This window comes from Paenibacillus silvestris, assembly GCF_009882985.1.
In the GTDB taxonomy this organism is placed as follows: Bacteria; Bacillota; Bacilli; order Paenibacillales; family NBRC-103111; genus Paenibacillus_E; species Paenibacillus_E silvestris.
Genome location: NZ_WTUZ01000036.1, coordinates 138,737 through 158,040, shown reverse-complemented (window position 1 = coordinate 158,040; position 19,304 = coordinate 138,737). Strand labels below are relative to the sequence as shown.

Below are 19,304 nucleotides of genomic sequence, written 5' to 3'. Positions count from 1 at the left end.
GTTTGGTGATGATGGCGGAGGGGACCCACGCGTTCCCATCTCGAACACGACCGTTAAGCCCTCCAGCGTCGATGGTACTTGAACCGCAGGGTTCTGGGAGAGTAGAACGTTGCCAAGCAGTACCCCTATGGGGTATTTTTTTGCCGGATCAAACAGGCTTACATAGATGCAGGCCCTTAGCTCAGCTGGTTAGAGCGCACCCCTGATAAGGGTGAGGTCGGTGGTTCGAGTCCACTAGGGCCTACCATATTCCCTGATAGCTCAGTTGGTAGAGCACTCGACTGTTAATCGAGTTGTCACAGGTTCGAGTCCTGTTCGGGGAGCCACTTTCGACTTATTCGAGCGGTAGAAGAAGTGCCATAGGAAATCTAGTAGACGTTATATGCGTATCGAAGATTAAATTTCTTTCTTCACCGTCTCTTTAGATAGATTGGATTGGTCTAGTGTGAATGTTTCATCTTTTATTATTGATCCCATGGAGGCTTAGCTCAGCTGGGAGAGCATCTGCCTTACAAGCAGAGGGTCGGCGGTTCGATCCCGTCAGCCTCCATTTCATCTAGGCTCGGTAGCTCAGTCGGTAGAGCAGAGGACTGAAAATCCTCGTGTCGGCGGTTCGATTCCGTCCCGAGCCACCATTATCTAGGGGCATAGTTTAAGGGTAGAACAAAGGTCTCCAAAACCTTTGGTGTGGGTTCAATTCCTGCTGCCCCTGTACAAATGAAATCGTAAAAAGAGCTGCCACGGCAGCTCTTTTTGCATTCAATTTTATTAAATAGCATGACAAGCTATTCGCTTTGGGCTCGTCAAGACCCGGAAATTCATTTATAATCGTGCAAGATATCGCACAAAATACGTCGTACTAGTGGTAGATGATGTAAATCCAGATGAAGGAGTCTGTTATGACGGTTTATTGCAAGGTTCTTATCGTAGATGACGAGATGTTGGTGCGTCAAGGAATCCGGCATCTCTTAGATTGGGGAAGTGAAGGATTTCAAATTGTCGGTGAAGCCTCCAATGGCAAGGAGGCGTTAGAGATGGTCCATTTGTTCCAACCGAACATTGTGTTGACCGATATTGTCATGCCAGTGATGGATGGCGAGGAATTAACAAGAATCGTAAAAGGCATGTACCCGGAAATCGAAATTGTCGTGCTCAGCAGCTTCGGAGAATTTGAGTATGTTCGTTCAACTTTCCAGAGCGGTGTCGCCGATTATATGTTAAAGCCGAAACTGGACGCTGTATCGATGTTAGCAGTTCTGAAGAAAACGGCTGAACGAATTCCAGCTTTTCAACACTCAGATTGGAAAAGTGAGAAAAAACAGTCTGTCGATTACATTCTAGACAAGCTGATTTCGGGTTATTCCGTCGAGTATGACAAGGATGAAATAAGCGCGATATTCCCGTATACGAGTTTTGATTTGTTATCTGTGGTTCAGGATAAGTCCGTTTCATTGGCCCGCAATGAGGAATGGCTAGATGCAGCGCTGAAAGCGATTATTCAAAAGAGGAATAAACCCGTCGCTATACGCCGTCTATCGCATCAGGATGGCTATATTCGCTATCTGCTGAATCTAGACAACTCTGTACAAGAGGATGCCGTACAGATAGCCCAGCAGCTGGTTGAAGCGAGTGACAAAGGTCATGTGGCCATCGTAGTGGCGCTCAGCCGTATTTTTGAACATATCCATGAACTGAACGATATTTATACCAATGACATGCTGAGAGTGCTGGATCACCGCTTCTTTCTACCAGATCGCAGGCTTCTCATTGTTAATGAATTGGAGAAACAGACAGAGAAAGGTGAGCCTTTTGACATGGAGGCGTTCACGGCAGAACTGAACCATCAGGAATTCGACCTGGCCTTTGGGCGTCTCAGCACATATGCTCACTCTATGAATGGCAGGCTGGATACGGACATGTTCGAGTTTAAATCGTTTTTGGACCACAGCCTGTTTAATATTATTGTTACGCTGAAGCATTTTCACTATGAGGCAAGTAGCTTGGATGAAGGGAAATACGAGTATTTCCGGGCCATTCATGAAGCTGAGCATATTGGGGAAGTTATTCTTTTGTTAGAAAAATTTTTGAATGAGGCTGTATCGTGTGTCAGTGATCATCGGACGGGTTCGCCAGGCATACAGAAAATTTTGCAATATATGGACATGCATTTTTCGCAGCCACTGACGTTAACGGAGGTCGCCAAACACTTCCATTTCAATCCTTCCTACTTGTCCAATTACTTCACTGTGCATAATAAAGAAGGCTTCAATGAATATTTGAACCGCATTCGTATAGATAAAGCTTGTACGCTGCTGCGCGAAAATCCGAATCTCTCAATTTCAGAAATAAGCAATCTCGTCGGATACTCGGATCATAGCTACTTCACGAAGGTGTTCCGCAAGCTGATGGGGATATCGCCTAGTCATTACAGGAAAAAATGAGCAAGAAGGGACTACGATCAATAATGGGAGCATGGGTGAAAAAATTAACCGATCAAAGTCTGTTTGCCAAAATGTTTTTTGTGATGGTCGTAAGTATTATTTCCGTTACGATTTTAACCTCATGGGTCACGATTCAGATGTCGCAGAAGCTTTTTGTCCAGACGTTCAGTATTACCAATTCTAAGATTATCAATCAGATCAAAACGGGATTAGATGCCCTTCATTATTCCAATATAAATATTACAATCAGTGTCGCTCAAAGCGGAGGGATTAAAAACTTCCTAACGGAGGCGGATACGGATTCGTTAACAAATTTCAAAACAAATTTCAGCATGAGTGAGCAGATGAAGCGAATTCAGTCCGGGATTGGGTCCAAAAATATTGGCATCAGCATCCTGGGCATGAACGGCAGGAACTACGTGAGCGACGTCACCTACTGGTCGGGTTCCTCGGAAGAACTGCAGAGCAGCCCGATTACACAAGATACATGGAAGCAACCGGGTCGGATGTTGTATAGCTTCATGCAGGCGGGAACGTGGGGCTCCAATGAAGATCGGCTTGTGGCTACCAAAGCGCTGCTTTCCTCAGAAAGTAAAGAGGGTTACGGAACAATCTACATGATGACGAGAGAAAGTGATTTCAAGAAAATTTATGCCAGCTTCACTAGTCAAGGTAATGATGTCATGATTTTGAATCAAAATGGTTTGATTGTTTCTAGCAACAGGGAGGATTTGATCGGAACGATTTCCGAGGAACTCCTGGCAGGTGCCAAACAAGTCGGCGAATCTCAAAGTCAAGAAATGACTTTGTTTAATCATGATGTCATTCTGTTGGCCGATTATTTACCGTTGTATGATTATTATCTCGTCAACGTGATTGATAAGCAGGTTGCGTTAGGCAATATGCTCAATAGGAAAGCCCTATTTATGATCGGTGCTGGTATCGTTTTGTCAGCTGTAATTGTTGTTTATTTTATCACTCGCAGAGTTACGCGATCTTTAAGCATGCTTGTTATCAAGATGTCCAACATCACCAAAAAGAATTTTCTCAATTACATGGCTGTGACCGGGTCGTATGAAACAAGAGAGCTTAGCAATGCTTACAACTATATGCTCGACGAGCTTAACGACTATATTCTCCAGTTAGTTGAAACGCAGCAGGAACAGCGTAAGGCAGAGTTAGCCGCGCTTCAGCAGCAAATCAACCCTCATTTTCTATATAACACGCTGACTTCCGTTAACATTCTTGTGCAACAAGGGAGCAAGGAGAAGGCTACAGAAACGATACATGCGCTGATTTCGCTCCTGCAAAATACGATTAGCAATGTGAAAGATACGATATCTGTAGAGCAGGAACTACTCAATTTAAAACATTATGTGTTCATTAATCAGGTGCGCTATGGAAATGGCATCAAGGTTGATTATTTCGTATCGCCTGACTGCTTGAAGTCACAGGTGCCCAAATTAATGCTCCAACCCTTTATAGAGAATGCGTTTTTTCATGCTTTTAATAAAAAAAGCTCGGGATATATTTATGTCATTATCACGAAGGAAGGGGATACACTGCACTGCGAAATCGTTGACAATGGCGATGGCATGGACCTTACGGAAACCAGAAGCGAGCAGCGTACCTCTACGAGTGCTAGACAGCTTTTTACAGGAATTGGCATACGCAATGTCCATGATCGCATCCTGCTTCTGTATGGAGAGGAATATGGTGTTTCCATTACGAGCACGCTCGGACAAGGAACTAAAATAGCGATTAGCCTTCCCTGGAGAACTTAGCAAGACCCCCCATGTATAGAAATCTAAAGAAAGTACAAATTATAAATAAAGTACCAATATAGTCATTATGATAGCGGATACAATACACAAGAATTTCGCTAATTATGACAAATTTTTTTCTAACGGAAGGGATTTCCGAGATGCTATTCTTTTAAAAGAAAGCATTTTCAAAAAATCTAAACTACACGGGGGGCGCACATGAATAAGAAAGTTTCAACCATTTTATTGGCTAGTTTTTTGCTGCTGTCGGCATGCTCAAGCAAAGCACCTGACACAACAGGTACGGGGACGGGTAGTCCAACTGCAACGGACAAAGGTGCTGCGAAAGAAATTACGGTCTGGGCTTGGGATAAGAACTTCAACATTGCAGCGATGAAGCTGGCACAAGAGGCCTATGCGAAAGATCATCCTGACGTGAAAATAAACATCATTGAATACGCACAAGATGATATCATTCAGAAGTTGAACACAGGTTTAAACTCTGGGACAACGACGGGTCTACCGAATGTTGTACTCATTGAAGATTACCGTGCTCAAAGCTTCTTGAAAACGTATCCTGATTCTTTTCAAGATCTGTCGGCATCCATTAAAGCATCCGATTTCGCTGAATACAAAATCGGACCGACAAGCTTGAACGGAAAACAATATGGCGTTCCATTCGATTCCGGAGTAACCGGCATGTACGTCCGTTCAGATTACTTGCAACAAGCAGGTTACAAATTAGATGACATGAAGGACCTCAATTGGCAGCAATTGATTGAAATCGGTAAAGCGGTTAAAGCTAAGACAGGTAAGGATTTGTTAACACAGGATCCAAATGACCTCGGGCTGATTCGTATGATGATCCAATCCGCAGGTGCTTGGTATCTGAAAAGCGATGGGTCTACACCGGATCTGAAAGATAACGCAGCTCTTAAAGATGCTTTTGCGACATACAAAGAATTGATGTCTGCTAATATCGTTAAAATCACTTCAGACTGGAATTCGTTCCTAGCTGGATTTAACAGCGGCAGTGTGGCGAGCGTACCGACAGGTAACTGGATTACGCCTTCGATTAAGTCACAGGCTGACCAATCAGGGAAATGGGCAGTCATTCCTTTTCCTAAATTGAAAAACACAGCAAGTTCCGTACACGCATCTAACCTTGGAGGCAGCTCCTGGTATGTATTGAATAATCCTGGTAAAGAAGCAGCAACTGATTTCCTTGCAAAAACACTTGGTTCTGATGTGAATCTGTACCAAAAGTTACTTACGGACGTTGGGGTTATCGGTACTTATAAACCGGCAGCACAAGGTGAAGCTTACTCCAAAGCAGACGATTTCTTCGGAGGTCAGAAGGTCATTTCTGATTTCGCAACGTGGACGAATCAAATTCCTAAAGTAAACTACGGTATGCATACGTATGCGGTTGAAGATATTCTTAAAGTTGAAATGCAGAACTACCTGAAAGGCACAGATATTAATAAAGTGCTAAGTGATGCTCAGTCTCAAGCGGAGTCTCAAATTAAGTAATTTTTTCCAATTAACCTTATGGGCGCTGACCTCCGAATTGCATGTTTGTGCAAGCGGGGGACAGCGTTTCGATTTTTAAATGTAATATAGGAAGGATCTGGATAAATTGAATTACTCGATGAATAACCGTGTAAAGCTGACAGGTTGGCTGTTTATCGGAATAGCGGTATTGATGATTTGTTTGTTTTACTTCTATCCGATGATACAGGCTCTGCTGCTGTCATTCAAAACAGGCGCAGGAGCTAATCTGCATTTCAATGGAATAAGCAACTATAAGCGTCTTTTTAGCGATAAAACATTCTTCACAGCGGTAAAAAATACGTTTCTCTACTTAATCATTCAAGTACCGATTATGATTGTGCTGGCGATGATGATCTCTGTCTTATTGAATGACAGCAAGCTTCGTTTCAAAGGATTTTTCCGTACAGCGATCTTCTTGCCATGTGTGACCTCACTTGTTGCTTACTCCGTCGTATTCAAATACTTATTTGGCAATGATGGACTTATCAACTTAGCTTTAGTGAAAATCCACTTAATTGCACAACCTATTCAATGGATTTCCGATCCCTTCTGGGCGAAAATTACCATTATTATTGCCATTACATGGCGCTGGACAGGATACAATATGATTTTCTTCCTATCCTCCTTGCAAAATATCGACAGCTCGATTTATGAAGCAGCACGCATCGACGGAGCTTCTCCGATCAAACAGTTTTTCTATATTACGTTCCCAATGTTAAAACCAATTGTTCTTTTTACGTCGATTACATCAACAATCGGAACACTGCAATTGTTCGACGAGATCATGAATATTACGAAGGGTGGCCCAGGTAACGCAACCCTCTCCATATCGCAGTATATTTACAATCTATCCTTCAAGTACACACCTGATTTTGGCTATGCGGCGACAGTTTCCTATTCAGTTGTAGCTATGATCATTGTGTTATCTGTCCTTCAAATCAAATTGGCAGGTGATAAATAATGAGAGTACTCAATCGCACAGTTGTCTATGTCTTCCTTTTTGCCGTAGCTGTCATATCGATTTTCCCGTTCCTATGGATGGTTATTAGTTCAACGAATCTTTCTGTAGATGTTACGCAGGGAAGAATGTTACCCGGATCCCATTTTATCGATAACTATAAAAAGCTGGTTAATTCCATCAACCTGCTCCCTGCCCTATGGAACTCGCTTAAAATTTCGTTATCCACCACGATATTAGCCTTACTGGTTGCTTCGCTAGCTGGATACGCCTTTGAAGTCTATCGGAGCAAAGCAAAGGATGTCGTGTTCAACTTGCTGCTTGTTTCCATGATGATTCCATTCGCAGCACTGATGGTTCCTCTTTACCAAATGTTCTCCGGCTTGTCGCGGAGTGTTCCGCTAATCGGAATTAACACGATGAATGCGGTTGTTCTTCCAACATTTACAACAGCATTTCTTATTTTCTTCTTTCGCCAAAGTTCAAAAATGTTTCCGAGAGAGCTTCTTGAAGCAGGACGCATGGACGGATTAACGGAGTTAGGGTTGTTTTTCCGGATTTTCATGCCAACGATGAAAACAACCTACTCGGCTGCAGCTATTATTACGTTCATGTCCAGTTGGAACAATTACTTATGGCCTCTGATTGTCTTGCAAACACCGGAGAAACGAACAATTCCTTTATTGATTTCAAATTTGGGTTCCAGTTATGCACCGGATTTCGGGGTCATCATGACGGCGATCGTGATTTCGACGATTCCGACAGCGCTTGTATTTTTCCTCATGCAAAAACAATTTGTCGCTGGTATGGTAGGTTCGGTAAAATAGGGTGGATAGCCGCCAAAACATAGGTTGTGTTATTTCAGGTTTATTTCTCAGGAGGCATTATTCATGAAACAATCGGTACCAAGCCTTGATTGGCTGCAAGATGTGCGTGTATTTCGAGTAAACAGGTTGGATGCTCATTCTGACCACCGCTATTATCGGTCGATGGCTGCGGCTGTTGCAGACGCACCTATGGACATGCGGCATAGTTTGAACGGGAGCTGGCAGTTCAGCTACGCACCTAACGCAGCAAGTCGTGTGCAATCGTTCTTTCAAGTGGATTATAACTGCAGCAGCTGGGAGTATATCCAAGTGCCAGGGCATATTCAGATGCAAGGCTGGGGACATCCGCAGTATGTCAATACGATGTATCCTTGGGATGGCGTAGAAGCGCTGCGTCCTCCACAAATATCGCAAGAGCATAACCCCGTGGGCAGCTATGTGAAAAATTTCCAACTGCCTGACACGATGAAAGGCCAACCGGTTTATATCTCCTTTCAAGGTGTTGAATCAGCTTTCTACATATGGCTTAACGGGGAATTCGTCGGTTATAGCGAAGACAGCTTCACACCAGCAGAATTCGATCTAACGCCTTATATCCGTGAAGGTGAGAATAAGCTGGCAGTTGAAGTTTATCAGAGAAGTACAGGAAGCTGGCTGGAAGATCAGGACTTCTGGCGGTTGTCAGGTATTTTCCGTGATGTCTACTTATATACGGTTCCTAAGATCCATGTGTGGGATCTGCGTGTGAAGGCAGACTTGGATGATGCGTATGTGGAAGGATTGCTTGAAATTGATCTTATGCTCCGAGACGACCATGCAGATACGGCTCGTGCAAAGCTTGAGCTAAAGGATGCAGAGGGGAAGGCGATCCTTACAGAAACAGGGGTATTCCGAAATGGTAAACTCTCCTTCAACCTTGCAGCAGGTAACGTTCAACCTTGGAGCGCAGAACATCCCTATTTGTATACGGCTTGCATCTCTATTTACGATGAGAACGAAGAATTGGTCGAAGCTATCGTGCAAAAGACAGGCTTCCGCCGTTTTGAAATGAAAGACAAGCTGATGTGCTTAAATGGCAAACGCATTGTATTTAAAGGCGTAAACCGCCATGAATTCAACTGTCGCACTGGAAGAGCTATTACGAAGCAGGATATGCTGTGGGACATTCAAACGCTAAAACGCAGCAACATCAACGCTGTCCGGACCTCGCATTATCCGAATCAGACATTATGGTACGAGTTATGTGACGAGTATGGCGTCTATGTCATCGACGAGATGAACTTGGAGACGCACGGCTCGTGGCAGAAAATGGGGGCTGTCGAGCCTTCGTGGAACATTCCGGGCAATGATATGCAGTGGCAGGATATCGTGCTTGATCGGGCGATTTCCATGGTCGAACGCGATAAGAATCATCCTTCGATTCTCATCTGGTCATGCGGCAACGAGTCGTATGCTGGGCAAGTTATTTTGAATGTAGCCGACTACTTCCGTGAGACGGACCCAGGCCGACTTGTTCATTACGAGGGTGTATTCCATAATCGTGACTATGACGCTACTAGCGACATGGAAAGCAGAATGTATGCCAAGCCTGCGGACATTGAGGCGTATCTCAACAGTGAGCCGGCTAAACCGTACATCAGCTGCGAGTATATGCATGCTATGGGGAATTCAGTCGGAGGTCTTCATAAGTATACAGAGCTTGAAAATAAATATCCGATGTATCAAGGCGGCTTTATTTGGGATTATATCGATCAGGCTATTATCAAAAAAGATCGGAATGGCCGTGAATTCTTGGCCTATGGCGGGGATTTCCAAGACCGTCCTACGGATTACAGCTTTTGCGGAGACGGCCTTGTCTTCGCTGATCGTCAAGTGAGTCCTAAGATGCAGGAAGTCAAATTCCTTTATCAGAACATCAAGCTAGAACCGACTAGAAGCCACATCAAAGTCATTAACGAAAATTTGTTTGTGAATACAGATCAGTATGTGCTTGAATATCGCCTGTATCATGAAGGTACGGAAATTGGTAAGGGGATCAAGGATGTTGCCGTTGAAGCACAAAGCGAAAGCATCATTCCGATCGAGCTGCCAGATGTGACTGGGCAATCAGGCGAATTCTGCATCGAAGCTTCCTTGGTGCTAAGGGATGCTGCGGTATGGGCGGATGCTGGGTTTGAGACGGCATTTGGCCAATCCACTTTCGTCCTACAGGCAAGTGTCCAGAATGAGCAACCTGCTGGCGAAGTGAACGTGGTAGAAGGCGACGTCAATATTGGCGTCACGGGGAAAGGTTTCTCCGTCATTTTCTCGAAACAAGTGGGCTCACTAGTTTCGCTGAAATACCATGGTCGGGAGATGATCGCGTTGCCTCCGGTTCCGTTATTTTGGCGGGCGACCACGGATAATGATAAAGGAACGGTTATGGGATATACCGCTGGTGCTTGGTATGCTTCAAGTCTGGCACGCAAATGCGTCAGCACCGTGCTGGAGCAAGAGAAGAGCTCGGCAACGGTTGCCTTTGATTACAGATTCAGCATTAGCTCTGAAGTAACCGTTCGTATTGCCTATACGGTGTATGCGGATGGAACCATTCGCGTGCAGACGCATTACAAAGGCGCAGCTGGTCTGCCGAATCTGCCGATTCTTGCCGTTTCCTTCAAAATGTCCGCTGATTACAACCAATCAGAATGGTATGCCATGGGACCGGAAGAAAACTACAGTGATCGCAGCCATGGAGCTCGCTTGGGGATGTTCAGCCGTCAGGTTGATCAATTACCAACGCCTTACCTCGTTCCGCAAGAATCAGGGAATCGAACTGGTGTTCGTCGTGTGAATGTGACGGACGTGAATGGTTTCGGTCTTTCCATTAAGGCTGATCCGCATGCCCCTGTTGAATGCAACTTGTCTCCGTATACGGCATTTGAGCTTGAGCATGCCGACCATGCTTATGAACTGCCGGATGTTCATTATACGGTTGTTACTGTCGCTGGCAAACAAATGGGTGTCGGCGGCGATGACAGTTGGGGAGCGCCTGTACATGAGGAATATCAGATTCCAGCTGATCAAGAGATCTCGTTTGAGTTTGTAATTGCTAGTGCAGGAAAATAGGAATAGATTTTAAAAAAAGAGGTTGTCCCTTTGGTTATGAAATAACCGGGGGACGGCCTCTTTTTTGTTGTTGGTAGGTCAGGGCGGTGCGGTGCGGTGCGAGGCAGGGGAATGCGGGGCAGGCAGGCTGGCAAGGCAGGGCAGGGCAGGGCAGGACAGGACAGGACAGGACAGGGCAGGAACGGAACTACAGTCCCTTATTTTGCTGAAAAGGCATCATTTTCAGATTAAGCGGAACTACGGTCCGCTATTGTTGCCGATTTGTCCGTTTTCCCTTCGAAAACGGGCAAATAACGAACCACAGTTCCCTCTCGAGCGGAAAAGGAGGCGATTCGAAGAAATAGCGCCCTGTAGTCCCTTCGGATTAAGTCGTACCGTATCTCACCGCATGCATGAAAAGTAGCTACTCGCTACTGAGAACACCAAATAGGCTGTCTCAGCGGAAGTAATCGCTCGTGCTGCGGCATTTTTGAGTTGCGCGTGAGGCGAGCTGCTACACGAAATATATTGCCATAAAATTACAAGAAATGCCTGATATCTGTAAATACAAATGGATGTGGGGACATATATGCTTGATATGCGCTCACTTTTGACTGAGGGTAAGGCTAATTTGAAAACGAGAGGAGGTATTTTCAATAAGAAAATAGATGCTGTTCGTTTCATAATCAGTGAATCCAGTACTTCAAAAGAGGAGAATTGTACAAATGAAAACGACCAAAAGGATTGTGCAGCTATTTATCTTTTCAATGCTCATCTGCCTCATTCTTCCGTATAGCTTGTCCAAAAGCCATGCGGCAGATTCCGACCCCAATGCAACGAATTATGGATTAAAAGCAGACTATTACAAGAACTCCGGACCGGGTGAGTTTAGGTTTGAAGACTTGGTAACGACGGTGGTCGATCCATATATTAATTTTAGTTCATTGGAAGGAGCATTCACGGCATTGGTTGGACAGAACAATCATGTGAATGTGAGATGGACAGGACAGATCACACCAGAATTCTCTGAAAATTACACGTTCTGGATGACTGGCGATAATGGTTTCAGACTGTGGATCGATAATAAATTAATCATCGATCACTGGGTCGCTGATTGGGATAAGGAACAAACAAGCAGTGCAATTGCCCTGGCAGCCGGGCAGAAATATGACATCAAAGTGGAGTATTTCGAGAATGACGGTGGCTCCAATTTGTTTTTGCGTTGGGGCAGCCCAAGTGTACCGAAGCAAATCGTACCTGCGACAGCCTTTACGCTGCCTGCAGATTTTGAAAATAGTGGTCCGGTCAGTGGATCAGTTCTGCCTGATGGGCTGCATGCCGAATTCACATTCGCAGAGGCACTTGCGGAGCTGGGCAGTAACGCAAGGCAGCAGCTTTCAGCTAATGTTCTAGGGAAGGATTGGCCGATTAAATCAGCAGTTCTCAAGTCTGGCGATCCGAAAACGATCCAAATAGAGTTTGATTATCCTATGTATTATCAAGATGCTCCTATGGCGAATATAGGATACACAGGTGGCGGCGCCCTAGTGTATGCTGCAAGCAGCAAGCCGGTCAAGGATTTCTATTTGGCAATCAAAAATTACTCCACATATCAGATCGAAACGCCATGGGCAAGTCAAGTCGATGCGAATCATCCTTTGCCGGATTATCCAAGACCGCAGATGGTTCGTGAGCAGTGGTTGAACCTGAATGGAAAGTGGGAATTCCAAGCAGCCAAACTAGGAGACTCACTGCCAACAGGTCAAAAGCTTAAAGAAGATATCACGGTACCGTTTGCCGTGGAATCCAGGCTTTCAGGCATTCAGCGCCAAGAGCAGCTTATGTGGTATAAGCGGAGTTTCACGGTGCCGCAAAATTGGAATGGCCAACACGTGAAATTGAATTTTGGCGCAGTGGATTACGAAACAGACGTGTATGTGAACGGAACAAAGGTAGGCAGCCATAAAGGTGGATACACGTCATTCAGCTTCGATATAACCGACCAATTGAAACCGGGCGAAAATGAATTGATCGTGCATGTCCTCGATTATACGGATACGCAAGGGGATCAAATCAAAGGGAAACAAACGGTTGTTCAACCGGGTGGTATTTGGTATACATCAGTGTCTGGTATTTGGCAAACGGTTTGGCTGGAGCCTATCGCTAATGCGAGCATTGATCGGATGAACATGGTGCCAGATATCTGGAATGGCCAGTTGAAGCTGACTGTTGATACGGTAAACGGAACAGGAAAAACAGTTGAGGCTGTTGCTCTAAAAGATGGTGTTGAAGTGGGTCGCATTAGCGGAAACGCCGGTGCTGAATTGCTGCTTCCAGTACCGGATGCGAGATGGTGGACACCAGATGATCCATTCCTTTACGATTTAAAAGTATCCTTGAAAGATGGCGCAACGATCGTCGATAAAATAGACAGTTACTTCGGTATGAGAGAAGTGAAGCTGGGCAAAGTCGACGGCATTCAGCGTCCTATGCTGAACGGGAAATTCGTCTTCCAGATGGGAACTTTGGATCAAGGATACTGGCCGGATGGCCTTTATACAGCGCCAACAGACGATGCATTGAAATTTGATATTGAAGCTGAGAAGCGGATGGATATGAACATGATCCGCAAACATATTAAGATTGAACCAGCGCGCTGGTATTACTGGGCAGATAAATTGGGACTTCTTGTTTGGCAGGACATGCCAAGTGGAACAAGCAGAGATGTATCCGCTCAGCCGCAATATTATAAAGAATTTGATGAAATGATCAAGCAATTGCAGAACTCGCCTTCCATTATTGTCTATATTGTCTTTAATGAAGGCTGGGGTCAATTCGACAACGGTGGAAATTATACCAGAGAAGCCATCGCGCATGCGCTGAAAGCAGATCCGACTCGCCTCATTAATGGGGTTACCGGGTGGTATGATGCCGGAGGCGGAGAAAATGAGTCCAAGGCAGGCCATTTCCTGGATTGGCACAAGTATCCGGCACCTGAGTCACCGACTCCTTCGGAGTATCGGGCAGCAACGCTTGGTGAATACGGTGGTGTAGGCCTTCGTGTGCCAGGGCATGAATTCAGTCCTTTGACCGTGTATGCGGGACTAGCCATGAACACGAAGGAAGAGTTAACAGATCAGTACATTAGTTATATCAATACGATCAAAAAGCTGAAAGATCAGCCTGGACTTAGTGCTGCCGTATATACCCAAATCTCGGATGTCGAATACGAGATCAATGGATTATTAAGTTACGACCGCAAAGTGGAGAAGGTTGACTTTGCTCGTGTTGCCGCAGCACATAGGGAATTAATCGGCACTAGCAATAAGTCCGATCTTATGACAAGCATTCAAGCAGCGAAGCAAATTCGTGATAACGCTGTTGTAGGAGATGGACCAGGACAATACAAGCAGCAAGTCGTGAACATTTTCTCAGCAGCCATTGCGAGTACTCAAGCTGTGTATGACAACGAACAAACCACCGCGGATGGTATTAAAGCAGCCATTGCTGCGCTTGATGCAGCCGTTAAGCAATTCCGCGACAAAGCGAACAATCCTCTGCCTTTTGTTGATACATTTGATGATCTGAATGCGGAAGGTTGGACGACATACGGTGGTGAGTGGAGCGCAGCTAGCGGTGCATACACCGTGATTAACGGTGAAGGTTACAAAGCTGTGGCAAAGGATACGAAATTCCAAGATTTCACTTACGAAACGGATATCTCTATGAGTACTAGCCCAAACTTAGCGAATGCCGGCGTCATATTCAGAGTGAATAATCCGACCCTCGGTACGGATAACTTACAAGGATATTATGCGGGTATTACACTCGCTGGTCGCGTTCAAGTGGGCAAACTAAATAACAATTGGACGGAACTGGCGAATAAAGTTGCCCCTCCGATCAGCGTAGATAAGGTTTATCGCTTAAAGGTTGTGACCAAAGGGCCTAACATTGATGTCTATGTTAACGACACGCTTGTGGCTAGTGTGGTTGACAGCACCTTTACCGAAGGGGCTATCGGACTTCGCACATACAAGGCTAATACAACGTTCGATAACATTCGTGTAACTGAAATGGAAGATGCGGTACAGCCGAGCATGACATTGGACGGAGCTAGTCTAGTCAATGAAGGCTCGACATTTGCTGTAAATCTGGGTGTATCAAGTGTAACAAACACGGTGTACGGGTCAGATGTTACGCTACACTATCAAGCAGATTTGTTCGAGCTGCAGGATGTAGACTCAGCAGCAGACGGCATCGCCGTTGTTCATTATGTCGATGATCATGATGGCAGCGTTCGCATGGTACTTGCGAACATTGGGGGAGATGATCAAAGCAAGCATGAAACACCGCTTGTTACGCTCCAATTCAAAGCGAAGGGTGCTCCTAATTCCTCTGGTAATATCTCGGTATTCAAAGCCGTCTTAGCCGATGAGAAAGGCGCGGAAACAGAAGCTGTACCTGCCGAGCTTACAGTGAGGATTAAAGGATACGTCTCCGACGGCGACTTGAATCATGATAGCAAATACTCGATTGGAGATTTGGCGATCCTTGCTACCCACTATGGCAAGAATAGCAGCAGCCCGGATTGGAATGTGGCTAGAGCAGCAGACTTGAATGGCGATGGTAAAGTGGACATTGAAGATCTGGCGCAAATGGCACAGAAGGTTTTGAATCAATAAGAAGAATGGAGTCATGGCTTTCACAGCGTGATTCCATTTTTTTTATGCAGGAGGGAACTACAGTTCGCTATTTCGTCAATTCCACAGGAAAATAGGGGACATATAAGCATTTGTAGACAGTCGTTCGGATCGCTGCTTACGTAAAAAATTACATACATCCAATAAATGGCAATGGATCACTCGTAAAATTTGCTATAATGAATTATCGACTAAGGTTCGCACGGAAAGGACATGCGGGCAGCATGTTGTTTGAATGTTCATTGAACGGCCGCACCTGATCTCAGCACCTCGAATCATCTAAGGAAATTCGAATCAGCATACTGGGGACTGCGGACATTTTCGGATGGGAAGTGAATCATTAGCATGATGGCGCGATACAAGTCTTATTGCCATGCTATTTTGAACAAATATTTATCTGGAGAATCGATTGATTATCGTCAGGTCATCTCGTTGTTTCTCCCAATCCTCATCGACCAAGCCTTCCTTGTCGGGCTAAGCTTAGTGAACACTGCGATGATTAGTTCATCGGGCGTGGCGGCGATCAGCGCCGTAAGCATGGTCGATTCGCTTAATCTCTTCTTGGTTAACGTATTTGTCGCCTTGGCGACCGGTGGTACAGTCGTGGTGGCACAGTATAAAGGAAGCGGCAACGATACAATGGTTTCCAAAGCAGCAGCAAGCTCGCTTTCTGCGGTTACGCTGGTTGCGGTAGCACTTAGCCTGCTGGTTCTGCTGTTTTATCATCCAATTCTGAAGGTATTATTCGGAACGGCTGAACCGGAGGTGTTCTCCCATGCCGGCACGTATTTGGTAGGGAGCGTCCTATCCTACACGGGAATCGCGATCAAAGAAGCGGTCAACGGAGCTCTTAGAGGGATCGGCAGGACGAGAGTGACCTTGATGCTGTCCTTGATCATGAACCTCACCTACGTGCTGCTCAATGTTGTTTTTGTCCATTATCTGGACATGGGGGTTGTAGGGTTGAGCGTAGCCGTGAATATATCCCGTTATTTGGCGGCAGGTTGCGCATTATTCTACCTGCTGCGAATGGATGCCAGCTTGCGAATTCGCCTTAAGGATGTGCTCGACTGGAATTTCTCCATGATTAAGAAAATCATGTTCATTGGGCTGCCTTTTGCAGCGGAGCAGTTATTTTTTAACGGGGGAAAAATGTTAACCCAAATCTATATCGTGAGCCTGGGCACCTATGCGATTGCAACTAATGCTATCAGCTCGGTAATTGCTATGCTGTTACAAATCCCTTCGATCGCATTGTCTACTGCGTTAATCACGGTAGTCGGGCAATGTATCGGAAGGCGCAATATTCAGGATGCCCGCAAATTTACGCGCTCGTTTCTGTGGCTGTCGTCCGGCTCGCTTTTGTTGATGGGGCTGCTTTTGCTCCCGTTCTTCAAACCGCTAGTAGGACTGTTCAGCCCGCCAGCAGAAATTATGGACGATCTGTATCTCATTATGGTGGTTAATCTCTTAGCTCAGATCCCTCTATGGTCGATCAGTTTTCTGCTGCCTGGGGCATTGCGAGCTGCAGGGGATTCGCGGTTCACCTCCATCTCTTCGATGCTAACGATGTGGTTGTTCCGAGTCGTGCTCGGCTATGTGTTTGGCATCACCCTAGGTTTCGGAGTGATCGGGGTTTGGGCGGCTATGCAATTGGAATGGGGCGTTCGCGGGGCCGTTTTCCTCTGGCGGTATTACGGGGAAAAATGGTATAAACACCGCTTGATTGAGCCTGTGGGCGGAAAATAAGCCCCATTCATTCAGGTAAGGCAGGTTGTCATTTGGAAGTTGACAAGCTCATCTGAGCGCTTGCTTGTTTGCTTGCATAATATTTGGGCAGCACGCCTACCTTTTTCTTAAACATGCGCAGGAAGCCAGTATAATCATTAAACCCTGAGCCCATGCAGGCCTCTGTAACGTTGTAACCATCTGTTAGCATTTTCTTGGCAAGCGCAATTCGTTTGTAGATGATGTATTCATGGATCGTACTGCCCGTATGTTTTTTGAAAAGTCTGCTTAAATGATATTTGCTGATAAAAAACATTTTCTCTAGCCGTTCGAGTGTCAAATCTTCCGTAAGATGTTGATCAAGATAGGTAAGAATAGGACTCAATCTTTTCGGCAAATCCATGCCGCTTTCCTTATCTTTGTCGGTATAAAAGAAGCGATGAACCAGCACAAGAATCTCCATCAAACAACCAAGTTTAATGAGGGAATCCCCTGGAAATGGATGGTTGATGATGTCATTATATTTCGTAAACAAATCAAGCAAAGCGGAGGATTGTTGTTCGCTGAGCTTGATTTTATTTTTTTCACCAGCAGGCCGATCGTAAAAGCATTGAAGCGGTTTCAAAGCATCGGTTTGAAAGAGGGCAATCAGAGCTGGGTTAAATTCAATCGTTACACGTTCATATAAGTTATCCGTTGTGAGCGCAGGCTTATGAATTTCATGCTCATTCGTAATGATAAGATCACCGAATTCCAGGGGATACACGGTTTTGTCAACGAAATAGTTCACATCGCCTCTAATTAAGAAGAAGATCTCACAGCCGTGATGCAAATGAAAATGAACATTGAAGGGAGCGGTTCGAATGGCATGGCGAAATTGCACATGTTCATCAAACTGTTCTAAGTAATCAGTAAGCAAGAAAATTCCTCCTCGCGATATGAGCAAGATTATCCACTTTTGAGGCAATTTCGTCAAGGAAGTGGTAATTGTAATGATATAGGATGATAGTGTGATATTCAATAGATTTGGGAGGGAACGACTATGAGTAATCAAAAAATTAAATTTGGACTTGTCGGCATTGGCAATATTGGCAACACGCATTTGAAATATTTGAGTGCGATGGAGAATGTAACGATCGTTGGCGTCTGTGATGTAGATAAAGAAAAAGCAGATTCCAATGCCAAGACCTATGGGACTAAGGCTTATTACAATGCCATAGATTTATTAGATCAGTCTGGACTGGATGTCGTCATTATCGCAGTTCCCCATTATGATCATCCAACTATTGCGATTGAAGCCTTCCAGCGTGGGATTCATGTGATGTGCGAGAAACCGATAGCGGTTCATGTTAATGATGCCAAGCGCATGATTGATGCTTATGAAACTTCCAAAGAGACCTATCCTGATCTGCAGTTTGCCATCATGTTTCAAGAAAGAACGCTCCCCTTTTATGCCAAGCTCAAAGAAATCGTGGACAGCGGAGAGCTGGGCCAGCTAACTCGTGCTACTTGGATTCATACCAAATGGTTTCGCTCGCAGTCCTACTATAATAGCGGCGGATGGCGTGCGACATGGGCCGGTGAGGGCGGCGGCATTCTGACCAATCAGTGTCCGCACACGCTGGATATGTACCAATGGTTGTTCGGACTGCCATCGCTGATCTCAGGTCATGCGCATATTGGCAAATATCATGATATTGAAGTTGAGGATGAGGTAACCGCTTATTTCGAACATGCAAATGGGATGATCGGGCATCTAATTGTCACAACAGCTGAGCTGCCAGGAACGAATCGCCTGGAAATCGTGGGGGATACTGGCAAACTCGTGCTAGAGAATGGCAAGCTGCTTCACTATAAATATCCGCAGTCTATGCTTACGTTCACGAAAGAGACCGAGCAGAAATTTGCGACTTGGGAGATTGAACCGGAGGAAGTTGACGTGGATGAGGATGCTCCTAATGGCCATCATGTCGTAACTGGCCGCTTGGTCGACCGCCTCTTAGGCAAGGAAACAGACTTGATTGCTGAAGGTCCAGAGGGGCTTGGCTCTTTGACGCTGGCTAATGGCATTATGCTGTCTTCCTTCCAGAAGCGCCCTGTCCAGGTGCCGATTGACGGCGATGCTTTTCAAGCTCATTTGGATGAACTTATCAAATCGTCCACGTTTGTGAAACAAGTCGTTACGAATTCAACGGCTCACGAGGATATGTCAGCTTCTTTCGGCAGCAGCAAATAGTAAAAGGAGA

At 45.3% G+C, this 19,304-nt stretch carries 10 protein-coding genes, 5 tRNA genes and 1 rRNA gene; 15 read left to right on the top strand and 1 reads right to left on the bottom strand.

What is annotated here, in order from left to right:
- Window position 1 precedes the first annotated feature (1 nt).
- The 14 genes from rrf to GQF01_RS27725 all read left to right on the top strand — a co-directional run bounded on the left by rrf (window position 2) and on the right by GQF01_RS27725 (window position 17,079).
- Window positions 2-118 (top strand): 5S ribosomal RNA (gene rrf, locus GQF01_RS27790).
- 52 nt (window positions 119-170) lie between these two features.
- Window positions 171-247: transfer RNA gene (locus GQF01_RS27785), tRNA-Ile, on the top strand.
- 3 nt (window positions 248-250) lie between these two features.
- A tRNA-Asn gene (locus GQF01_RS27780) sits at window positions 251-326 on the top strand.
- 151 nt (window positions 327-477) lie between these two features.
- A tRNA-Val gene (locus tag GQF01_RS27775) sits at window positions 478-550 on the top strand.
- 9 nt (window positions 551-559) lie between these two features.
- Window positions 560-635: transfer RNA gene (locus GQF01_RS27770), tRNA-Phe, on the top strand.
- Between the two features lie 6 nt (window positions 636-641).
- Window positions 642-712: transfer RNA gene (locus GQF01_RS27765), tRNA-Trp, on the top strand.
- A gap of 187 nt (window positions 713-899) precedes the next feature.
- A complete protein-coding gene (locus GQF01_RS27760) occupies window positions 900-2,441 on the top strand; it encodes a response regulator transcription factor (RefSeq protein ID WP_161410200.1) in 1,542 nt (513 codons plus the stop codon).
- A 23-nt stretch (window positions 2,442-2,464) separates the two neighbouring features.
- The gene (locus tag GQF01_RS27755; protein WP_161410199.1) at window positions 2,465-4,225 is read left to right on the top strand and encodes a cache domain-containing sensor histidine kinase; all 1,761 of its coding nucleotides are present in this window, start codon (window positions 2,465-2,467) and stop codon (window positions 4,223-4,225) included.
- A gap of 198 nt (window positions 4,226-4,423) precedes the next feature.
- Complete coding sequence (locus GQF01_RS27750) at window positions 4,424-5,737, top strand: extracellular solute-binding protein (protein WP_161410198.1); 1,314 nt, start codon at window positions 4,424-4,426, stop codon at window positions 5,735-5,737.
- Between the two features lie 118 nt (window positions 5,738-5,855).
- Window positions 5,856-6,719 (top strand): carbohydrate ABC transporter permease, encoded by an 864-nt coding sequence (locus tag GQF01_RS27745; RefSeq protein ID WP_161410197.1) that lies wholly within the window; start codon window positions 5,856-5,858, stop codon window positions 6,717-6,719.
- Window positions 6,719-7,543 (top strand): carbohydrate ABC transporter permease, encoded by an 825-nt coding sequence (locus tag GQF01_RS27740; RefSeq protein ID WP_161410196.1) that lies wholly within the window; start codon window positions 6,719-6,721, stop codon window positions 7,541-7,543. Before GQF01_RS27745 ends, GQF01_RS27740 begins: the two co-directional genes overlap by 1 nt.
- A 63-nt stretch (window positions 7,544-7,606) precedes the next feature.
- Window positions 7,607-10,651 carry a glycoside hydrolase family 2 TIM barrel-domain containing protein gene (locus tag GQF01_RS27735; RefSeq protein WP_161410195.1) on the top strand — a complete coding sequence of 1,015 codons (3,045 nt, stop codon included), beginning with the start codon at window positions 7,607-7,609 and terminating at the stop codon, window positions 10,649-10,651.
- Between the two features lie 704 nt (window positions 10,652-11,355).
- Window positions 11,356-15,312, top strand: a complete 3,957-nt coding sequence (locus tag GQF01_RS27730; RefSeq protein ID WP_161410194.1) for a PA14 domain-containing protein — start codon at window positions 11,356-11,358, stop codon at window positions 15,310-15,312.
- 363 nt (window positions 15,313-15,675) lie between these two features.
- Window positions 15,676-17,079 carry an MATE family efflux transporter gene (locus tag GQF01_RS27725; protein WP_161410193.1) on the top strand — a complete coding sequence of 468 codons (1,404 nt, stop codon included), beginning with the start codon at window positions 15,676-15,678 and terminating at the stop codon, window positions 17,077-17,079.
- A 28-nt stretch (window positions 17,080-17,107) separates the two neighbouring features.
- On the opposite strand, the gene GQF01_RS27720 is transcribed toward GQF01_RS27725, so the two are convergent.
- Window positions 17,108-17,977, bottom strand: coding sequence for an AraC family transcriptional regulator (locus GQF01_RS27720; protein WP_161410192.1), 870 nt, complete (start codon window positions 17,975-17,977; stop codon window positions 17,108-17,110).
- A gap of 123 nt (window positions 17,978-18,100) precedes the next feature.
- On the opposite strand from GQF01_RS27720, the gene GQF01_RS27715 reads away from it, so the two are divergent.
- Window positions 18,101-19,294 (top strand): Gfo/Idh/MocA family protein, encoded by a 1,194-nt coding sequence (locus GQF01_RS27715; protein WP_161410191.1) that lies wholly within the window; start codon window positions 18,101-18,103, stop codon window positions 19,292-19,294.
- Window positions 19,295-19,304: the final 10 nt, after the last annotated feature.